The sequence below is a fragment of the Kluyvera chengduensis genome, from assembly GCF_044197065.1.
Taxonomy (GTDB): Bacteria; Pseudomonadota; Gammaproteobacteria; order Enterobacterales; family Enterobacteriaceae; genus Kluyvera; species Kluyvera ascorbata_C.
This window is the reverse complement of the sequence record NZ_JBIQOI010000015.1, coordinates 1-17,896: the sequence shown is the minus strand read 5'-3', so window position 1 is coordinate 17,896 and position 17,896 is coordinate 1. Positions and strand designations below refer to the sequence as shown.

The following is a 17,896-nucleotide window of genomic DNA, read 5'->3' as shown; positions in this document are numbered from 1 at the left end:
AAAGCACGGTTGAGAACTATGGAGTTGTGGGGTGCTTCACATTACGAAGGGAAAAACCCTTTCCCCGGGTGGGGAAAGGGTTGAGGTCACGATTACTGCATCAGCAGGTAGATGGAGCTATCGCCACGCTGAATGTTCAGCGCCAGTACAGAAGGTTTGCTATCGAGGATTTTGCGCAGCTCAGCGATGTTTTTCACCGCCTGCTGGTTAGCGCCCACGATAATGTCCCCTTTCTTCAGGCCAATCTGTGCTGCCGGAGAACCCGCTTTCACGGTATTCACCACCACGCCTTTGTCCTGACCTTTGTTGCTCATTTCAGCCCCTTCGATACCGCTGAAGATAGAGCTGGAGTCAACCTGGGTCTGGCTGCTCTGCTGCAGCTCCAGATTCACCGTTACCGGCTTACCATCGCGCAGCAGGCCAAGGCTGATTTTGCTGCCTACCGGCATGGTGCCAACCTGCGCACGCAGCGCCGCGAAGCTGCTGATTGCCTTACCGTTCAGTGAGGTAATCACGTCACCGGCTTTAATTCCGGCTTTCGCCGCTGAAGAGTTCGGCATGACCTGGCTTACGAAGGCACCGCGCTGCGCGTCGACCTTCATCGCTTTCGCCAGCTCGGAGTTCAGTTCGGTACCCATGATCCCCAGCTCACCGCGTTTCACCTGGCCGAATTTCACCATCTGGTCAGTCAGGTTTTTCACCATGTTGCTCGGAATGGCGAAGCCGATACCGATGTTACCGCCGTCCGGTGCGAGGATTGCGGTGTTAATACCAATAAGCTCGCCGTTCAGGTTCACCAACGCACCGCCGGAGTTACCGCGGTTAATGGCCGCATCGGTCTGGATAAAGTTTTCGTAGTTTTCAACGTTCAGGCCACTACGACCCAGCGCAGAAACGATACCGGAGGTCACGGTTTCGCCCAGGCCGAACGGGTTACCGATAGCCACGGTGTAGTCACCAACGCGCAGTGCGTCAGAGTCCGCCAGCTTAATCGCCGTCAGGTTTTTCGGATCCTGAATCTGAATAAGCGCAATGTCGGAACGCGGGTCTTTACCGACCACTTTCGCGTCAAACTTACGGCCATCGCTCAGTTGAACCTTGATGGAATTGGCGTTATCCACCACGTGGTTGTTGGTGACGACGTAGCCTTTCGCGGCGTCAATCACGACACCAGAACCGAGGGCCATGAATTTCTGCTGTTGCTGTGGCTGATTGCCGCCGTTACCGCCATCTGGGCCCGCACCGCCCTGACAGAACGGTGAGCTCTGGAACGGAGAACCATCCTGGCAGAACGGCGAGTTGTCGCCAAAGAACTGCTGGAAGTTGCGGCCCATACGCGGCGTATTTACCGTTGTGCTGCCCTCAACATTAATGCTGACGACAGACGGCATCACCTTTTCCAGCATCGGAGCCAGACTTGGCATTGGCTGCGCAGCGGATGCGGAGGAAGATGCCGTCTCGGCCGCGCTAGCGGACAACGGAGACAGAGCCAGACTTAAACTAAGAGCCAGTGCACTCATTGCTAACGTGGTTTTTTTCATGTGTTTCAATCTCAATATCAGATTACGCAAAATTGCTATGTTCGTGACTATCAGATTCACTTTATGGCACTAAGTTCCGTGCAACTGCATCAGCTAAAAGTAAAAATTTATTGAGCGTCTTTACAAAACTTCTGATTATTCTACTGCCATCAACCGACGATATTCATCCCATGCGTAGAGATCCGTCATCCCGCTGATATAATCCTGAAGCAGGCGACAACGATAATAATATTCCATTACCGGAAAATCGACGGAATCACGAGAAAGTTTATTTACTGCTTCAACATAAGCTAAACGATGACGCGTTGAGAGCTTGCAAAATAACCGGGATTCGATAGGCAAGTGGCGCACGCGCTCTTGTTCAGCCAGCTCACTAAAATCGCTTAAGGATAATTTAAGCAAAGGCGCGTAAATATCCAGTAATCCGCCAATAACCCGGTAGCCCTGGAGTTCAAGCTGCTCAACCTCTGGATGGCTAAATACATGTTTTCTTGCAACATTCTTATACAGCTTCAGCAGTTGGCTGTAGCTGCTGTCATCTTCCAGCAGCGCATGGTTAAAATCGCCCTGATAAATCTTTGGAAGGTTCTCAATAAACCGCTGCGCCGCATAAGGCACCAGTTTATTTAATGTATTCACTCGCAAATACATAAAGAACTGATCTTCAGTACTGCGGCTTAATGAGTTTGAACGAGATTTATCCCACGCATTTTCGACAACCTGAGCAAACAACGAACCTTTGTTATGCTCCGGCCAGGCATCATATAAATGCTGATACAACTGCTCGACGCTAAAGACGCGTTTTTCTACCGCATCTTCGAGGTCAGCCACACAATAAGAAATATCATCCGCCGCCTCCATAATCCAGGTTAATGGGAATCGATTGTAAGGTGCTAAATCCAGTTCTTTACGTAAACGCTCAATATAGGGCTCTTCCGCCAGGTAGTAACCGGGCTTTTTCATTAAATAGCTGTGCGTCGCTGGGATATCTGTCGCCCACCAGGCCGGGCGCGTATATTTTAAGATACAGCCCACCTGCGCCCAGGTCAGGTTCATGCGCATCAGGGTATGCACCAGTCGAATCCCCTGCGCGTTACCTTCAAAATGGCACAGGTCCTGACGCACTTTACTGCGCAGCGTATTGAGCGTCTCTTCGCCCTCTCTCAACCGCAGGTCGGCAACCTCACAGCGATCGTGACTTGATGGCTGGCTCAGCGCATCTTTCGGTGCCAGTCGCTGACTAAACCAGTCGTTAATTGCCGCTTCACCAAAGTGACCAAACGGCGGATTGCCGATATCGTGCATCAGACAGGCCATCTCGACGATGCTTTCAAACGGCCCGGTCAGATCATCGAGTCCGTAAACTTCCAGCAGCGTTTTCTCTTTTAAACGGCTCAGGATCTCTTTGGCAATGTAACGCCCCACCTGTTGAACTTCCATTGAGTGCGTGAGGCGGGTACGGACAGCAGCGTTACGCTCCAGCGGAAACACCTGTGTTTTCTGCTGCAGGCGACGTATCGCAGGCGAGTTGATAATGCGCCCGCGATCGCTTTCAAAAATGCGCAGAATCTCATGTTCGGAGCTGACACCCTGTGGTGAGCGATAGCGCCGACGCCAGTTAATTTTATTGCGAAAATCAATCTTAGCCATAGCCTCTCCGTCGCAAGCAATGCGCTTCCCCTGAACCGCATGATAGACTATGCCTTTAAACATGGCACATCGCGAGTAAATCTATGAAAATCGGCATTATTGGCGCAATGGAAGAAGAAGTTACGCTGCTGCGTGACAAAATCGAAAATCGTCAGACTATCACCATCGGCGGTAGCGAAATCTACACCGGCCAGTTGAACGGCGTAGAGGTCGCGTTGCTCAAATCCGGCATTGGTAAAGTTGCCGCCGCAATGGGCGCTGCGCTGCTGCTGGAACGCTGCCAGCCAGACGTGATTATCAACACCGGCTCCGCAGGCGGCCTTGCGCCAACCCTGAAAGTGGGCGATATCGTGGTTTCTGACGAAGCGCGCTACCACGATGCCGACGTTACCGCATTCGGCTACGAAATTGGCCAGATGGCAGGTTGCCCTGCGGCATTCAAAGCCGACGACAAACTCGTTGCCGCCGCAGAAGAGTGCATCAAATCTCTCGACCTGAACGCCGTGCGCGGCCTGATTGTCAGCGGTGATGCCTTCATCAACGGCTCCGTCGCGCTGGCTAAAATCCGTCACAACTTCCCGCAGGCCGTTGCCGTAGAGATGGAAGCCACGGCGATTGCCCACGTTTGCCACAACTTTGGCGTGCCGTTCGTGGTCGTTCGCGCAATTTCCGACGTCGCCGATCAGCAGTCCCACCTGAGCTTCGAAGAGTTCCTGGCCGTTGCCGCGAAGCAGTCGACTCTGATGGTCGAAACGCTGGTACAGAAACTGGCGCGTGGCTAAGCGGCTGATGACAGGGCTACTTGCCCTGCTGCTTAGCACCCCGGCGTGGCTTGTCGCTGCGCCGCGGGTTATTACCCTCTCCCCTGCTAATACCGAACTGGCCTTTGCCGCCGGGATCACGCCCGTTGGCGTCAGCGCCTGGTCTGACTACCCCGCCGCCGCAAAAGCGATAGAGCAGGTCGCCTCCTGGCAAGGGATTAACCTTGAACGTATTGTCGCACTGCACCCAGACCTTGTATTAGCGTGGAAAGAAGGCAATGCCGAACGCCAGGTCAACCAACTGCGTTCGCTGGGTATTACCGTACTGTGGGTGGATTCGCACAGTATTGAGGAGATTGCCGCGACGCTTCGCCAACTGGCGAAATGGAGTCCGCACCCTGAAAAAGCCGAGCAGGCCGCCACCGAGCTGCTGAGCGACTATGCACAGCTAAAGACGCAATATGCCAACAAGCCGAAAAAACGGGTCTTTATGCAGTTTGGCTTTAACCCTATTTTCACCAGTAACAAAAGCGCCATTCAGAACCAGGTGCTGGAAATCTGCGGCGGTCAGAACATCTTTGCCGACAGCCGGGTAGCCTGGCCTCAGGTGAGCCGCGAACAGGTGCTGATGCGTAAACCGCAGGTGATTGTCGCCGCCGGCGATGCAGGTCAGATTCCGAAAATCCAGCAGTATTGGGCAAGCCAGCTCACAATCCCCATTATTCCCCTTAATAGTGACTGGTTTGAACGCGCGAGCCCACGTATTATCCTCGCCGCAAAACAACTCTGTACTGCGCTGTCGCAGGTTAATTAATCGGATAATTGGTCATGCTTGTCTATTGGCTGGATATTGTAGGCACCATCGTTTTCGCGGTCTCCGGCGTGCTGCTGGCGGGAAAGCTACGGATGGACCCTTTTGGCGTATTGGTACTGGGGGTGGTGACCGCCGTCGGTGGTGGGACCATTCGCGATATGGCGCTGGCCAACGGCCCGGTATTCTGGGTGAAAGATCCCACGGACCTGGTGGTGGCGATGGTGACCAGCATGCTAACGATTGTCCTGGTGCGTCAGCCGCGCCGTCTACCGAAATGGGTGCTGCCGGTGCTGGATGCCGTGGGGCTCGCGGTGTTTGTCGGTATCGGCGTGAACAAAGCGTTCATCGCTCACTCCGGGCCGCTGGTCGCCGTCTGTATGGGCGTCGTCACCGGCGTGGGGGGCGGGATTATCCGTGACGTACTGGCACGCGAAGTGCCGATGATCCTGCGAACGGAAATCTATGCCACCGCCTGTATTATCGGCGGGATTGTGCACGCCACCACCTATTACACTTTCCAGGTGCCGCTGGAGAACGCCAGTATGATGGGGATGGTGGTCACGCTGGCCATTCGCCTGGCGGCTATTCGCTGGCACCTGAAGCTGCCAACCTTTGCGCTGGATGATAACGGGCGTTGATTGCCGGATGGCGCTGCGCTTATCCGGCCTACCACCCGGTGTAGCCCGGCCAAGCGTAGCGCCGCCGGGGAGCCCCGGGAGCCAGAATGACAACAAAAAGCCCACCTCTCGGTGGGCTTTTCAATTTATTTGGTCAACACGCTTAGATGCTGAAGGAAGAACCGCAGCCGCAGGTGCTGGTTGCATTCGGGTTGGTTACGATAAAGCGTGAACCTTCCAGACCTTCGGTATAGTCCACCGAACCGCCTACCAGATACTGCAGGCTCATTGGGTCAACCACCAGGCCTACGCCCTGTTTCTCGATGGTCATGTCGCCTTCGTTGATCTGGTCGTCAAAGGTAAAGCCATACTGGAAGCCGCTGCAACCGCCGCCCGTGATGTACACACGCAGCTTCAGGTTTGGGTTGTCTTCGTCCGCAATCAGGAATTTTACTTTTTTGGCTGCGGCGTCGGTAAACTCCAGCGGCAGCACTACGTCATCACTCATTTTTTGCTCCCATTAATACAGCGGGTCTGGGCAAATAATAACCCGACTCTTTTGGTCATTATCTAATACCCTGGTAAATCGTTCAAGTATTCTCCGGGGCCGACTGCCTGGCTTTCGCCTCTTGCTCGGCCTCCTGCTTCGCCAGGGTGCGCGCCAGAATCGTGGCGTAGAGCGGCTGTCCACCGAGGAACTGCGCCAATAGCGTGGCACCGAGTCCGGTAATAATCATTGGCAAAATGAGCTGATAATTATCAGTCATCTCCAGTACCAGCACGATCCCAGTGAGTGGTGCACGCACAGACGCCGCCAACAGCGCGCCCATCCCGGCAATGGCAAAGGTCCCCGCCTCCAGGTTGTAAGCCGGGAACAAATGCATCGCCGCCATACCGAAGGCCGTACCCAGCAAGGTACCCAGCGCCAGCATCGGCGCGAAAATCCCGCCCGGCGCGCCAGAGGAGAAGCACAACAGCGTGGTGATAACGCGAGCCACAAACAGGAACAGCAGCGAACCGACGGTAAAGTTCCCCGCCGCCGCAATCGGGATCAGGTTAAATCCACCGCCCGCCGCTGCCGATTGAAACAATCCCAGCACGCCGCAGCCACCGCCAATCAAGCCGCCAATCAGCACCCATTTTGTCGTGTTACCGCCGTGGATGCGGAAAAACATATCCTGGGTTTTCAGCACCAGGGTATTAAACAGCGGACCAACGCAGCCAAAAATCACGCCCAGCACCAGATACAGCCACAGCGTGTTGACCGGTGCGTTGGTCAACTTGCCCACTTCAATCACCGGCGTTTCGCCGTTGAAGATGCGGAACATAATGCTCGACATGATAACGCCGGTGAATACCGCTTTAATGGAGATAAGGCTGTAGCGGAACTGCGGGCGCATCTCTTCGATGATAAACAGAATGCCCGCCAGCGGCGCATTGAACGCTGCCGATAGACCTGCCGCCGCACCGGTAGCCAGTAGCGTGTGGCGCGACTCTTCATCACGCTGACGGAAAATATCGCCAACCATGCGCCCGATATTGCCGCCGATCTGCACCGTCGGCCCTTCACGCCCAAGCACCATGCCCGCACCGAGCGTCCCCATCCCGCCAAAGAACTTCACCGGCAGCACGCGCCACCAGCGAACCGGGCGCAGGTCTTCCAGCGCGCCTTCTATTTCCGGGATACCCGAACCGCCCGCTTCCGGCGCAAAGCGTCGCATCAGCCAGTAGCCGAACATGGCCAGCAGCGCCGACAGAATAAACGCCAGCGGCCAGACCAAATACCAGCGGTCGGCAACCTGCGCCAGCGTGCCAATACGCACGTTCAGCACCCAGTTCACCGCATGCTCAAACGCCACGCCGATCAGCCCAACAAGCGAGCCCACCACGGCGGACATCAGCAGCACCATCAGCGGTGTTTTATCGCGATTCAGTAATTTACGCACCACATCGCGGCGGCGTAAGCGCACCATCCGCTGTGCCTCTAAAGGGGGTATTTCTGCTTTCATTCCGTCATCACTAATTGGTAATACAAATAGGAAGGGTGGGCATTTTACCCAGACCTGTGCGCTACGTCGCGAAAAAATTGTGCTACGAATGCTTTGTTGCAATCAGGCAAAAATTTCATAACTTCTGTGGAATAATTTAGAATAGCGGACAAAACATTTTTCACGAACCAGGATCCTGGCAATGAGCAAATCTGAAAACCTCTATAGCGCAGCGCGTGAACTTATCCCTGGCGGGGTCAACTCACCGGTACGTGCTTTTACCGGTGTCGGCGGTACACCGCTGTTTATCGAGCGTGCGGACGGTGCCTATCTGTACGACGTAGATGGCAAAGCCTATATCGATTATGTCGGTTCCTGGGGGCCGATGGTGCTGGGTCATAACCACCCTGCCATCCGCAACGCGGTGATTGAAGCAGCCGAACGTGGCCTGAGCTTCGGCGCGCCAACCGAGATGGAAGTCACCATGGCGAAGCTGGTTACCGAACTGGTGCCAACCATGGATATGGTGCGCATGGTCAACTCCGGTACCGAAGCCACCATGAGCGCCATTCGTCTGGCGCGCGGCTTCACCGGCCGTGACAAAATCATCAAATTCGAAGGCTGCTACCACGGTCACGCCGACTGCCTGCTGGTAAAAGCCGGTTCCGGCGCGTTGACCCTCGGCCAGCCAAACTCACCGGGCGTACCGGCGGACTTCGCTAAGCACACCCTCACCTGCACCTATAACGATCTGACCTCCGTGCGCGCCGCGTTCGAGCAGTTCCCGCAGGATATTGCCTGCATCATCGTTGAACCGGTTGCCGGTAACATGAACTGCATTCCACCGCAGGCTGATTTCCTACCGGGCCTGCGCGCGCTGTGCGACGAGTTCGGCGCGCTGCTGATCATCGATGAAGTGATGACCGGCTTCCGCGTAGCGCTGGCGGGGGCACAGTCCTACTACGACGTGGTGCCGGATCTAACCTGCCTTGGCAAAATCATCGGCGGCGGTATGCCGGTGGGCGCTTTCGGTGGCCGTCGCGATGTGATGGACGCGCTGGCACCAACCGGTCCGGTATACCAGGCGGGTACGCTTTCCGGTAACCCTATTGCAATGGCGGCGGGCTTTGCCTGCCTGACCGAAGTGGCGCAGCCGGGCGTACACGAAACGCTGACTGACCTGACCAATCAACTGGCGCAAGGTCTGCTGGATGCCGCGCAGGAAACCGGTATTCCACTGGTGGTGAACAACGTGGGCGGGATGTTCGGGATCTTCTTCACCGACGGCAAAGAAGTCACCTGCTATCAGGACGTGCTGAAGTGCGACGTTGAGCGCTTTAAGCGCTTCTTCCATCTGATGCTGGATGAAGGCGTGTATCTGGCGCCGTCGGCGTTTGAGGCGGGCTTTATGTCCATCGCCCACAGCGAAGAAGACATCAATAACACCATTGACGCGGCGCGTCGGGTGTTTGCGAAGCTGTAAGTCAGAGACACATGCCGGGTGGCGGCTTCGCCTTACCCGGCCTACGTAAATCGCACAATCTGTAGGCCGGATAAGCGCATGCGCCATCCGGCTTTTTTATCGACTCTGCTTTCTCAGCAGATAGATAAAGTACGGTGCACCGATAAAGGTCGACAGCAGCCCTGCTGGCACCTGATACGGGAACATCAGCATGCGTCCACACCAGTCGGCAAACACCAGCATCAGCCCCCCGATCAGCGCGGAAATCACAATGTGCGGCATCGTACGACGGAAGCCCATCATGCGTGCAATATGCGGTGCCATCAGTCCAACAAAACTTAGTGGCCCGATGGTCAGCGTGGCCGCCGCCGTCAGGCATGCCGCCAGCAGCAGCAGTGCGATACGCGCTGGAGAGAGCGCCATCCCGATAGACCGCGCCGTCTCACCGCCCAGCGGCAGAATGGTTAACCAGCGGCGGCACAGCGGCACCAGCAGCAGGAGAATCACCATCGCAATAGCCGACTGCACCACCTGCTCAGCGGTCGCGTTATAGGTTGAGCCGGAGATCCACGTCAGGATCTGCGCCATGCGCGGGTCACCGCTCGCTTGCAGCATCATCAGCAGCATGGTGAATGCGGTACTGAGCGCCATCCCCGCCAGCAGCATGCGGTGCGGCGAAAACCCACCGCGCCCGGCGGCAATCAGGATAATCAGCAACGTCACCGCCGCCCCCAGACTCCCTGCCGGCAGCAGCCAGCCAAACGCGTTGCCCGGTACCACAAACAGCATCAAGACCACGCCAAACGCCGCACCCGAGCTTATCCCCAGCACTTCAGGGCTCGCCATCGGGTTACCCGTTAAGCGCTGAATAATACAGCCCGCTACCGCCAGCATCACCCCTGCAATCAGCGCCGACGCAATACGCGGCCAGCGCCACTGCGCCAGTTGGTCAAGCAGCGTACCGCTGGCCCAGTGCCAGCTCTGCGCATCGCGACCCAGCGACAGGGCAACGAACATCGCCGCCAGCAGAATCACCAGCCCGCCTAGCGCAAACCACTGCACGTTCTGACGTTCATTCGCCACGTTATCGCTGGCATTCATTGACGGCGCACTCATGCTGCGCAGCCGTGGCAACAGCCAAAGCAACAGCGGTGCGCCAATCAGCGCGGTCACGGAACCGGTCGAGACTTCCATCCACACGCGGGTGAGCCAAAGAATAAGTTGGTCGGAAAGCCACAGAATCAGCGCACCAATCAGCGGAGCCAGTATCAGTCGAGAGAGCAGACGCCGCGCGCCGAGCATCTTCGCCAGCAGCGGCGCAAACAGGCCGATAAAGCCAATAATCCCCACCGCATTGACGAGGAAGGCGCTGATAACGATAGCCAGCGTTAGCGCGCCCAGACGTGCCAGCGACAGCGCCAGCCCCAGGTTGCGCGCCACGCCGTCGTCCAAGCCCATCAACGTTAACGGACGCAGCAGCAGCAGCGTCAACATGACGCCGCCCAACAGCTGAGGCCACAGGCGTTGTACCACGCTCCAGTCGGTTTGCGTCAGCGTCCCGGTGCTCCACAAGAACATGCTTTGCAGCTGGTCGTGATGGAAAATCACCATCAGCTGGTTAATCGCGCCACAGTACAGGCTCACCACCAGCCCAGCCAGAATCAGCGTCACCGGCGAGAGACGTTTGCCCCACGCTACGCCGAAGACCAGCGCGCCGACGATACAGGCGCCCGCCAGGGCAGCAAACTGCGAAGTCAGCACGCCCGGTATCGCCCACAGCGTGGTTATTGTCATCCCCAGTTGGGCGCCGGTTGCCACGCCGAGCGTCGTCGGCTCAGCCAGCGGGTTACGCAGCACCTGCTGGAACAGAACGCCTACCAGCCCCAGACCTGCCCCCACCAGCAGGGAGATAGCCAGACGAGGCACCAGGCTGTAGTGGAACAGCATCTGGTCAATGGCGTTAATATCCGGCTGGCGCATTGCCTGGAACCACAGCGCGTTGGGCAACGCCAGGTTGAAGTTAAACCAGGTCATCACCAGCGCGACGACGAATAGCGCCAGCAGTAGTATCACGGCAAAAGGAGAGCGGGTCGTTTTCACGCTTTGCCTCCCAATGCATTGTCGAGAATGCGGGCGAAGTTCATCGCCGACAGCGTCGCGCCATAGAACCACACCGCCGTGACGTTCTGCACGCGGTTGGCGCGCACAAACGGCATTGCCTGCCATAACGGCGTGGCGGCCAGGCGGCGCATATCGGCTGCGTTGCCGTGGTCAAAGCAGAGTACGTCGACGTCTTTGTAGGCCGCCAGCCTGTCGATACCGACCACCGTGCTGCCCCAGAAATTGGTTTCGCCTTGCCAGGCGTTTTTCACACCCAGACGGTCAAGAATTTCCTGGAACAGGCAATTCGGGCCAAACACCAGCATATGCCGCGGGTCGAGCAGCGACATCAGCAGCAGCGGGCGTTCACCGCGCTGTGCAAAGCGTGGCTTCAGACTATCGATATAGGCATCAAACTCCGCCAGATGGCGATGGGCCACATCCTGCTTGTTGAGCAGCTCCGCCATTTCCAGCAGCGAGCGTCGCGCCTGTTCCAGCGGCTGTTTGCCGTCGCTGAAGGCAAAGCTGCGCCCCGGCGCAATACGCGCGAGGATCTTCGGTGAAGGACCGTAGCCTGCGGACCAGACCAGCATAGAGGGCTTCATCTGGGTCAGCAGTTCAAGATTAGGTTCGGTGCGCAGCCCAACGTCAATGACCGAGTCCGGCAGCACCGGCTCGTTGACCCACATACGGTAGTTGGGGATATCCGCCACGCCGTAGGGCGTGACGCCCAGCGCCAGCATCAGCTCCACGGGCAGCCACTCCAGCGCCACAATACGTTCCGCGTTAACGGGTGCGGCCTGCGCTTTTTGCATCTGCCAGAGCAGCGGCGAGAGCGCCATCGCCGCGAGAAAACGGCGACGGTTTATCAAATTCGAATCAGTCATCAATAGACAAAACTTACCGGTGCAGCACCGGCTGGATGCGGCAGAATGCCCATTGGAATGCCATAAATCTGCTCCAGCGTGTCGCTGCGCATCAGTTCATCCGGCGTTCCCTGAGCAATCATTTCACCGCCGCGAAGCGCCACCAGATAATCACAGTAGCGCGCCGCCATATTAATATCGTGCAGAACGGCAACCACCGTCAGCCCGCGCTGCTGGCTGAGGCGATGCACCAGCGCCAGCACATCCACCTGATGGGCAATATCCAACGCCGAAGTCGGTTCATCGAGCAACAGACAGCGGCTGTCCTGCGCTACCAGCATGGCTATCCACGCACGCTGACGTTCGCCGCCTGAGAGACTATCAACCAGCCGATACGCCAGCGGTTTCAGCCCTACGAGGGAAATCGCTTCCTCGACCTTTTCACGATCGGCCACGCCAAAGCGGCCCAGCGCGCCGTGCCACGGGTAGCGACCAATCGCCACCAGTTCACGTACGGTCATCCCTTCTGCGGGCGGCAGTTGCTGCGGCAAATAAGCGACCTTACGGGCAAACGCTTTACTGTTCCAGCTTGCCAGCGGCTGACCATCGAGCACGATCTCCCCTTCCGACGGCGGCTGATGGCGACCAAGCATTTTCAGCAGCGTGGATTTGCCCGAGCCGTTATGACCGATAAGACCGGTCACTTTGCCCGCGGGAAAAGTTAAAGAGAGAGGATGAAGAAGCGTACGGCCTGGAACGCGAAAAACGACCTGTTCCAGAGAAAAGGTCGTATCAGAATGAGTTGTGTTGTCCTGCATAACCGTCAACATGTTAAAGGGCGCGGAAAACCCGCGCCCTGGAGGTGATTAGAAACGGAACGTTGCGGTGGCAACAACCTGACGCTCTGCGCCCCAGAAGCAACCGTAGGTCTGGAAGCAGCTGGAAACATATTCACGATCGAGCAGGTTAGTCACATTGACTGCAATGCTGGAACCAGCCATACCGAAACGAGCCAGGTCATATTTAACAACCGCATCCATCACTGCTGCGCTACCCACCTTGAAGGTGTTTGCCGGGTCACCGTAGCTAGAGCCAATAAAGCGACCACCGGTACCCAACGTCAGGCCAGAAAGAGCGCCATCGTGGAAGGTGTAATCCCCCCATAATGAGGCCATATTCTGCGGAACCTGCTCAACATTGTTACCCTTCAGATTCGTGTCTTTCGTGTACTCAGCATCAGTATAGGTGTACGAAGCCGTTACGTTGATATTGGCATTAACCGCTGCCTTAGCTTCAAACTCAAAGCCCTGCGAACGAACTTCACCCGATGGAACCTGAAGGTTAGAGTTGTTCGGATCGGTAGTCAGGGTATTCGTTTTAGTCAGGTGATATGCCGCTGCCGTAATGACAATTGGCATATCTTTCGGCACATATTTCACACCAGCTTCGTACTGCTCGCCCTTAGATGGTGCAAACGCCATGCGTGGCACGCTATACAGATCGAATGCGTTAGGCTCGAAAGACTGGCTGTAGCTCACATACGGAGAAATACCGTTATCAAACAGATAGTTTACACCGCCACGCCATGTGAACTGATGGTCATTACGTTCAATGTAGCCACCCACTGGAGTGGTTGAGTTCTCTCTGACAGTAGTCGCTTGCTGAGACCAATCATATCGGCCACCCAGAGTGAAGACCCATTTGTCCCATTCAGCCTGGTCCTGAACGTAAATACCCGTTTGTTTGGTTTCATTCATCTGATACGGTTCAGCCGAGTCGAAATCAAAGTTATTCAGGGTTTGCGGGTTATAGAGGTCGAGCGCCGGCGCGGTGCCAAACTTGGCATTGATATCGTTACGCATACGCATGAAATCAATACCGGTCAGCAACGTATGGTCAACCGTCCCCGTGGCAAAATTACTTTGAAGTTGAGTGTCAACGCTAAAGTTCTGTAAGCGTTCGTTATCAACGACGGTACCGCGTCCGAGATAGTGATCGCGATCGGCGGCAGAAATGGCCTGGCATGGGGCGTTAAAAGTGTTAGTGGTACAGATACCGGTACCATAAACACTCTGCTGGGCCGTTTTCATTTCGGCAAAGCGTAAATTCTGGCGTACGGTGAAGGTGTCATTGAAACCGTGTTCGAAGCTATAGCCAACCATTTTCTCGTTGCGCGAATAGCTATTGTTTTTAGCACCTTCATTAAAGTCGCTAGGCAGACGTGAGCCATTCGGTAACGGCTGAACGGTCCCTTCTTTCGGTAACCAACCATAGTAGCCAGTTTCAGGCTCATTCTGGAAATAAGAAAGGAATGTAAAGTTGGTTTTATCATCAGGACGCCAGGAGAAAGATGGCGCGATGGTGTAGCGTTGCTGCTCCGCATGATTCTGCTGTTCGTTATTAGAACGAGCCAGCCCGGTCAGGCGGTAAGAGAATTCACCGTTATCATCCAGCGCATCGCTGAAATCAAAACCGGTTTGGAACAGATTGTTTGTTCCCATTTTGAACTGCACTTCTTTCAGCGGTTCAGTCGTTGGGCGTTTGCTGACCATTGAGATGATCCCACCCGGGTTGCTCTTACCGTACAGAACGGAAGTTGGTCCGCGCATCAACTCAACGCGTTCCAGCATATAAGGGTCGATCACTGCATCGTTGTAGAAGTTACCTTGCAGCTTCAGACCATCCAGATAGTTGTTCTGGCTGAGACCAACTGAAGTGAACCCACGAATGCTAACAAAATCATAGGTGTTAGACGCACCACGGTTACTCACCACTACGCCCGGGGTGTAACCCAACGCTTCCTTGACGGAACGAGACTGGTGAATCTGCATCTCTTCATTGGTGACGACTGAAATAGACTGTGGCGTCTTCTCAATCGGCGTATCCGTTTTGGTTGCCGTTGCGGAACGCTTCGCCGCAATCGTTGCCGCCGGACCCCAGGCACTTTCCTGAGCGGCTGGAGCTGCGGTAACGGTGATGGTTTCTTCTTTTGGTTTTTCTGCAGCCTGTGCATAGACAGACATGCCGCTAACCGCCGTGGCTACTACGACCGCGAGTTTACGCAGCGAGTGGGTTGGCTGAGCAGTTTTAAGACGCGCCATTGGTATATCTCTGATGAAGTGAATGATAACGTAAACGAGAATTATTATTATAACGATGGAAATAATAGGTCATGCATTGCACGCATAGCAAGCGATATAAGTCCCTACCAGAATTAAGGGGTTAAGAATTAAACAGATGAAATAATGGCGTTAAGAAAAAGAAAAAACTTAGAGATAAAAAAGCCCCTGCGCAACGCAGAGGCTTAGTACTAATACGGCACCGAGCCATCCCGGCGTCGGCGTGAACGCCTCGTCCGGGCTACAAAATCGGCTGTAGCCCGGCCGAACGAAGTGACGCCGGGATCGGCACCGAACCGGGGGCAACCTTAGTTGCCGCCGAACATATCCTTAATCCAACCCGCTACACCGTCGCTGTCTTTCTTCTCCTGCGCCGGCTGCTGCTGCTGTTGCTGCTGAGGCTGTGAAGAGGAAGAGTCAAACGGGTTCGCTGACTGCTGCTGCTCGATGGCCTGCTGGCTCTGCTGGCAGAGTGAATCCGGGTCGGTGGTCCAGACCGGCAGCATACGGGTGCCACCGCCGCCGCAGACGAAGTTACCGCCGTCGTCTACGCCCATGTTCACCACGTCTTCCGGCGGCGTCAGATCCAGCGCGATAGGCGACTGGGTTTGCAGATAACGCTGGTAGATGGACATCGCACCGCTCGCGCCGTACAGCTTGGTCGGCTGGTTATTATCACGGCCTACCCAGGTGATCACCACTTCACGACCGTCAATCCCGGCAAACCAGGTATCGACGTTGTTGTTGGTGGTCCCGGTTTTCCCTGCCAGATGCAGGTTCGGGTATTTCGCGCCCAGTTGACGACCGGTACCGCGCTGCACAACCTGCTGCATGGTCCACAGCGTCAGATAAGCCGCCTGTGCCGGAACGGCACGTTCAGCCTGCGGATAGCTCTGGTACAGCACGGTACCGTCTTCCGCAATCACCGAACGCAGCGCCGACAACGGCGCGCGATTACCGCCGCTGGCGATAGTCTGGAACGCCTGCGCCACTTCAATTGGCGTCAGGTTCAGCGCCCCCAGCAACATCGCCGGCACGGCGTTGAGCTGATCTTTCGGCGCGCCCAGCTTCAGCCAGGTGTCGGTAACCGCTGGCAGACCCAGCGCCATACCGAGGTTAACGGTCGGCACGTTCATGGAACGCGTCAGCGCATCCACCAGCATCACCTGGCCGCTATAGCGACGATCGTCGTTCTGCGGTGACCACACCTGACCATTCGGCTGACGCAGCGCAATTGGCGCATCGGCAATCCAGGTGTTCAGACGATACTGATTCGGCTGACTTAACGCCGTCAGATAGGTCGCCGGCTTAGCCAGAGAACCAATTGAACGACGTGCCTGCATCGCGCGGTTGTAGCCCGCAAACTGCGGTTCAGCGCCGCCTACCATCGCCCGCACTTCGCCGCTGAAGCGGTCAACCACCACCATCGCGGTTTCAAGGTCGCTGAGCTTACGCTGTTTCTTCAGCACCGGAATGCCGTCGGTTGCCGCTTTTTCTGCCGCATCCTGCGCCACCGAGTCGAAGGTGGTAAAGATCTTCACGCCGGAGAGATCTTTCACTTTATCGCCCAGCTTAGCCTGCAGCTCCTGACGCACCATCTGCATAAACGCAGGCTGCGGCGAAATCACCCCGCCGCGCGGCTGTACGCCCAGCGGACGCGCGCTCAGCATGTCGTAAAGCTCCTGATCGATAACCTTCTGCTGTTGCAGCAGGCGCAGAACCAGGTTACGACGCTCCAGCGCCAGTTTCGGGTTACGCCACGGGTTATAGATAGAAGCCCCTTTCACCATGCCCACCAGCAGCGCCTGCTGGTCAAGGCTCAGCTCTTCCACTGGACGGCCAAAGTAGTACAGGCTCGCCAGCGGGAAGCCGCGGATTTCATTGTCGCCGCTCTGACCGAGGTAGACCTCGTTCATATACAGCTCAAGAATGCGATCTTTGCTGTAGCGGGCGTCCATGATCAGCGCCATGTAGGCTTCGTTCGCCTTACGCCAGTAGGAACGCTCGCTGGAGAGGAACAGGTTCTTCACCAGCTGCTGGGTCAGCGTACTCGCCCCCTGCACCGTTCTACCCGCGGTCAGGTTCGCCAGCACTGCGCGCCCCATTGAGTAGAAGCTAATACCGTCGTGCTCGTAGAAGTGACGGTCTTCGGTCGCGATAAGCGTATCGATCAGCAGATCCGGGAACCCACTGCGCGGCACAAACAGACGCTGCTCGCCGTTTGGCGAGGACATCATGGTGATAAGGCGCGGGTCGAGACGGAAGAAACCGAACTGGCGGTTGCTGTCCAGATTCTCGATGGTTTCCAGATGATCGCCAGAGAAGGTCAGACGCGCGCGCACCTGCCCTTCTTTACTGTCCGGGAAATCGAACGGACGACGGATCATCTCGATGCTGTTGGCCTGTACGGTAAATTCACCGGGGCGCGTCATCGCCGTGACCTGGCGATACTGGGTCGCCGTCAGCAGCTGCACCATCTCTTTCTTGCTGATCGGCATATCCGGCTCAAGGCTCACCATGCGGCCGTACACCGCCGCCGGAAGCTGCCAGACTTTACCGTCAATGCGGCTGCGGATTTTTTGATCCAGATAGACGCCATAAATGGCCATCAGCACGGCAAAAACGATGCCCAGCTTTACCAGGAACCAGAACCAGCGGTGTTTGCCGCGCGGTTTTTTCCCCTTTCCGCCGCCTTTACGCGAGCGAGGCTTTTCATCGTCATAGCCATCATCATCATAATCGTCGTCATACTCATCATCTCTGAGCTGTCGACGGCTTACCTTTTGCTTTGCCGGACGTGCAGGCTTGCCTTTACGTCCAATCGGCTCGCGGTCATTCCCCGCCATGCTTTCTCTCCGCAACATTCAGGCATAAAGGCCTGATTCTCAATTCTTCTGTCACGAGACAGAAGAAGATATCTCTCAATTTTATGCAGTTTTCCCCGGCGTCGCATTCGCTCGGCCGGGCTACGTTCTCAT

13 protein-coding genes are annotated in these 17,896 nt (G+C 56.3%); 4 read left to right on the top strand and 9 right to left on the bottom strand.

Annotated elements, in window-relative coordinates; genetic code table 11:
• Nucleotides 1–92: 92 nt before the first annotated feature.
• Complete coding sequence (gene degP, locus ACH1XZ_RS22380) at nt 93–1,541, bottom strand: serine endoprotease DegP (protein WP_395597220.1); 1,449 nt, start codon at nt 1,539–1,541, stop codon at nt 93–95.
• 135 nt (nt 1,542–1,676) lie between these two features.
• A complete protein-coding gene (gene dgt, locus ACH1XZ_RS22375) occupies nt 1,677–3,191 on the bottom strand; it encodes a dGTPase (protein WP_395597219.1) in 1,515 nt (504 codons plus the stop codon).
• Nucleotides 3,192–3,274: 83 nt separating this feature from the next.
• On the opposite strand from dgt, the gene mtnN reads away from it, so the two are divergent.
• Genes mtnN through ACH1XZ_RS22360 form a run of 3 tightly spaced genes read left to right on the top strand, consistent with a single transcriptional unit; the run spans nt 3,275 to nt 5,404 of the window.
• Entirely contained in the window at nt 3,275–3,973 is a 699-nt protein-coding gene (mtnN, locus tag ACH1XZ_RS22370) for a 5'-methylthioadenosine/S-adenosylhomocysteine nucleosidase (RefSeq protein WP_395597218.1), read from the top strand.
• 7 nt (nt 3,974–3,980) lie between these two features.
• A complete protein-coding gene (btuF, locus tag ACH1XZ_RS22365) occupies nt 3,981–4,766 on the top strand; it encodes a vitamin B12 ABC transporter substrate-binding protein BtuF (RefSeq protein WP_395597241.1) in 786 nt (261 codons plus the stop codon).
• A gap of 14 nt (nt 4,767–4,780) precedes the next feature.
• The gene (locus ACH1XZ_RS22360) at nt 4,781–5,404 is read left to right on the top strand and encodes a TRIC cation channel family protein (RefSeq protein WP_395597217.1); all 624 of its coding nucleotides are present in this window, start codon (nt 4,781–4,783) and stop codon (nt 5,402–5,404) included.
• A 142-nt stretch (nt 5,405–5,546) separates the two neighbouring features.
• Here ACH1XZ_RS22360 and erpA read toward each other — a convergent pair whose 3' ends face one another.
• Nucleotides 5,547–5,891: an iron-sulfur cluster insertion protein ErpA gene (gene erpA, locus ACH1XZ_RS22355; protein WP_395597216.1), complete on the bottom strand. Its 345-nt coding sequence runs from the start codon at nt 5,889–5,891 to the stop codon at nt 5,547–5,549.
• 82 nt (nt 5,892–5,973) lie between these two features.
• Complete coding sequence (gene clcA / locus ACH1XZ_RS22350; protein ID WP_395597215.1) at nt 5,974–7,392, bottom strand: H(+)/Cl(-) exchange transporter ClcA; 1,419 nt, start codon at nt 7,390–7,392, stop codon at nt 5,974–5,976.
• Nucleotides 7,393–7,573: 181 nt separating this feature from the next.
• Between clcA and hemL the strand changes: the two genes are divergently transcribed.
• Complete coding sequence (gene hemL, locus ACH1XZ_RS22345; RefSeq protein ID WP_395597214.1) at nt 7,574–8,854, top strand: glutamate-1-semialdehyde 2,1-aminomutase; 1,281 nt, start codon at nt 7,574–7,576, stop codon at nt 8,852–8,854.
• 96 nt (nt 8,855–8,950) lie between these two features.
• On the opposite strand, the gene fhuB is transcribed toward hemL, so the two are convergent.
• The 5 genes from fhuB to mrcB all read right to left on the bottom strand — a co-directional run bounded on the left by fhuB (nt 8,951) and on the right by mrcB (nt 17,764).
• The gene (gene fhuB, locus ACH1XZ_RS22340; protein ID WP_395597213.1) at nt 8,951–10,933 is read right to left on the bottom strand and encodes a Fe(3+)-hydroxamate ABC transporter permease FhuB; all 1,983 of its coding nucleotides are present in this window, start codon (nt 10,931–10,933) and stop codon (nt 8,951–8,953) included.
• Nucleotides 10,930–11,820 carry a Fe(3+)-hydroxamate ABC transporter substrate-binding protein FhuD gene (gene fhuD, locus ACH1XZ_RS22335; protein WP_395597212.1) on the bottom strand — a complete coding sequence of 297 codons (891 nt, stop codon included), beginning with the start codon at nt 11,818–11,820 and terminating at the stop codon, nt 10,930–10,932. Before fhuD ends, fhuB begins: the two co-directional genes overlap by 4 nt.
• Complete coding sequence (gene fhuC / locus ACH1XZ_RS22330; RefSeq protein WP_395597211.1) at nt 11,820–12,617, bottom strand: Fe3+-hydroxamate ABC transporter ATP-binding protein FhuC; 798 nt, start codon at nt 12,615–12,617, stop codon at nt 11,820–11,822. The genes fhuD and fhuC overlap by 1 nt, the downstream gene beginning before the upstream one ends.
• 48 nt (nt 12,618–12,665) lie before the next feature.
• Nucleotides 12,666–14,900 carry a ferrichrome porin FhuA gene (gene fhuA / locus ACH1XZ_RS22325; protein ID WP_395597210.1) on the bottom strand — a complete coding sequence of 745 codons (2,235 nt, stop codon included), beginning with the start codon at nt 14,898–14,900 and terminating at the stop codon, nt 12,666–12,668.
• A gap of 326 nt (nt 14,901–15,226) precedes the next feature.
• Entirely contained in the window at nt 15,227–17,764 is a 2,538-nt protein-coding gene (mrcB, locus tag ACH1XZ_RS22320; RefSeq protein WP_395597209.1) for a bifunctional glycosyl transferase/transpeptidase, read from the bottom strand.
• Nucleotides 17,765–17,896 lie beyond the last annotated feature (132 nt).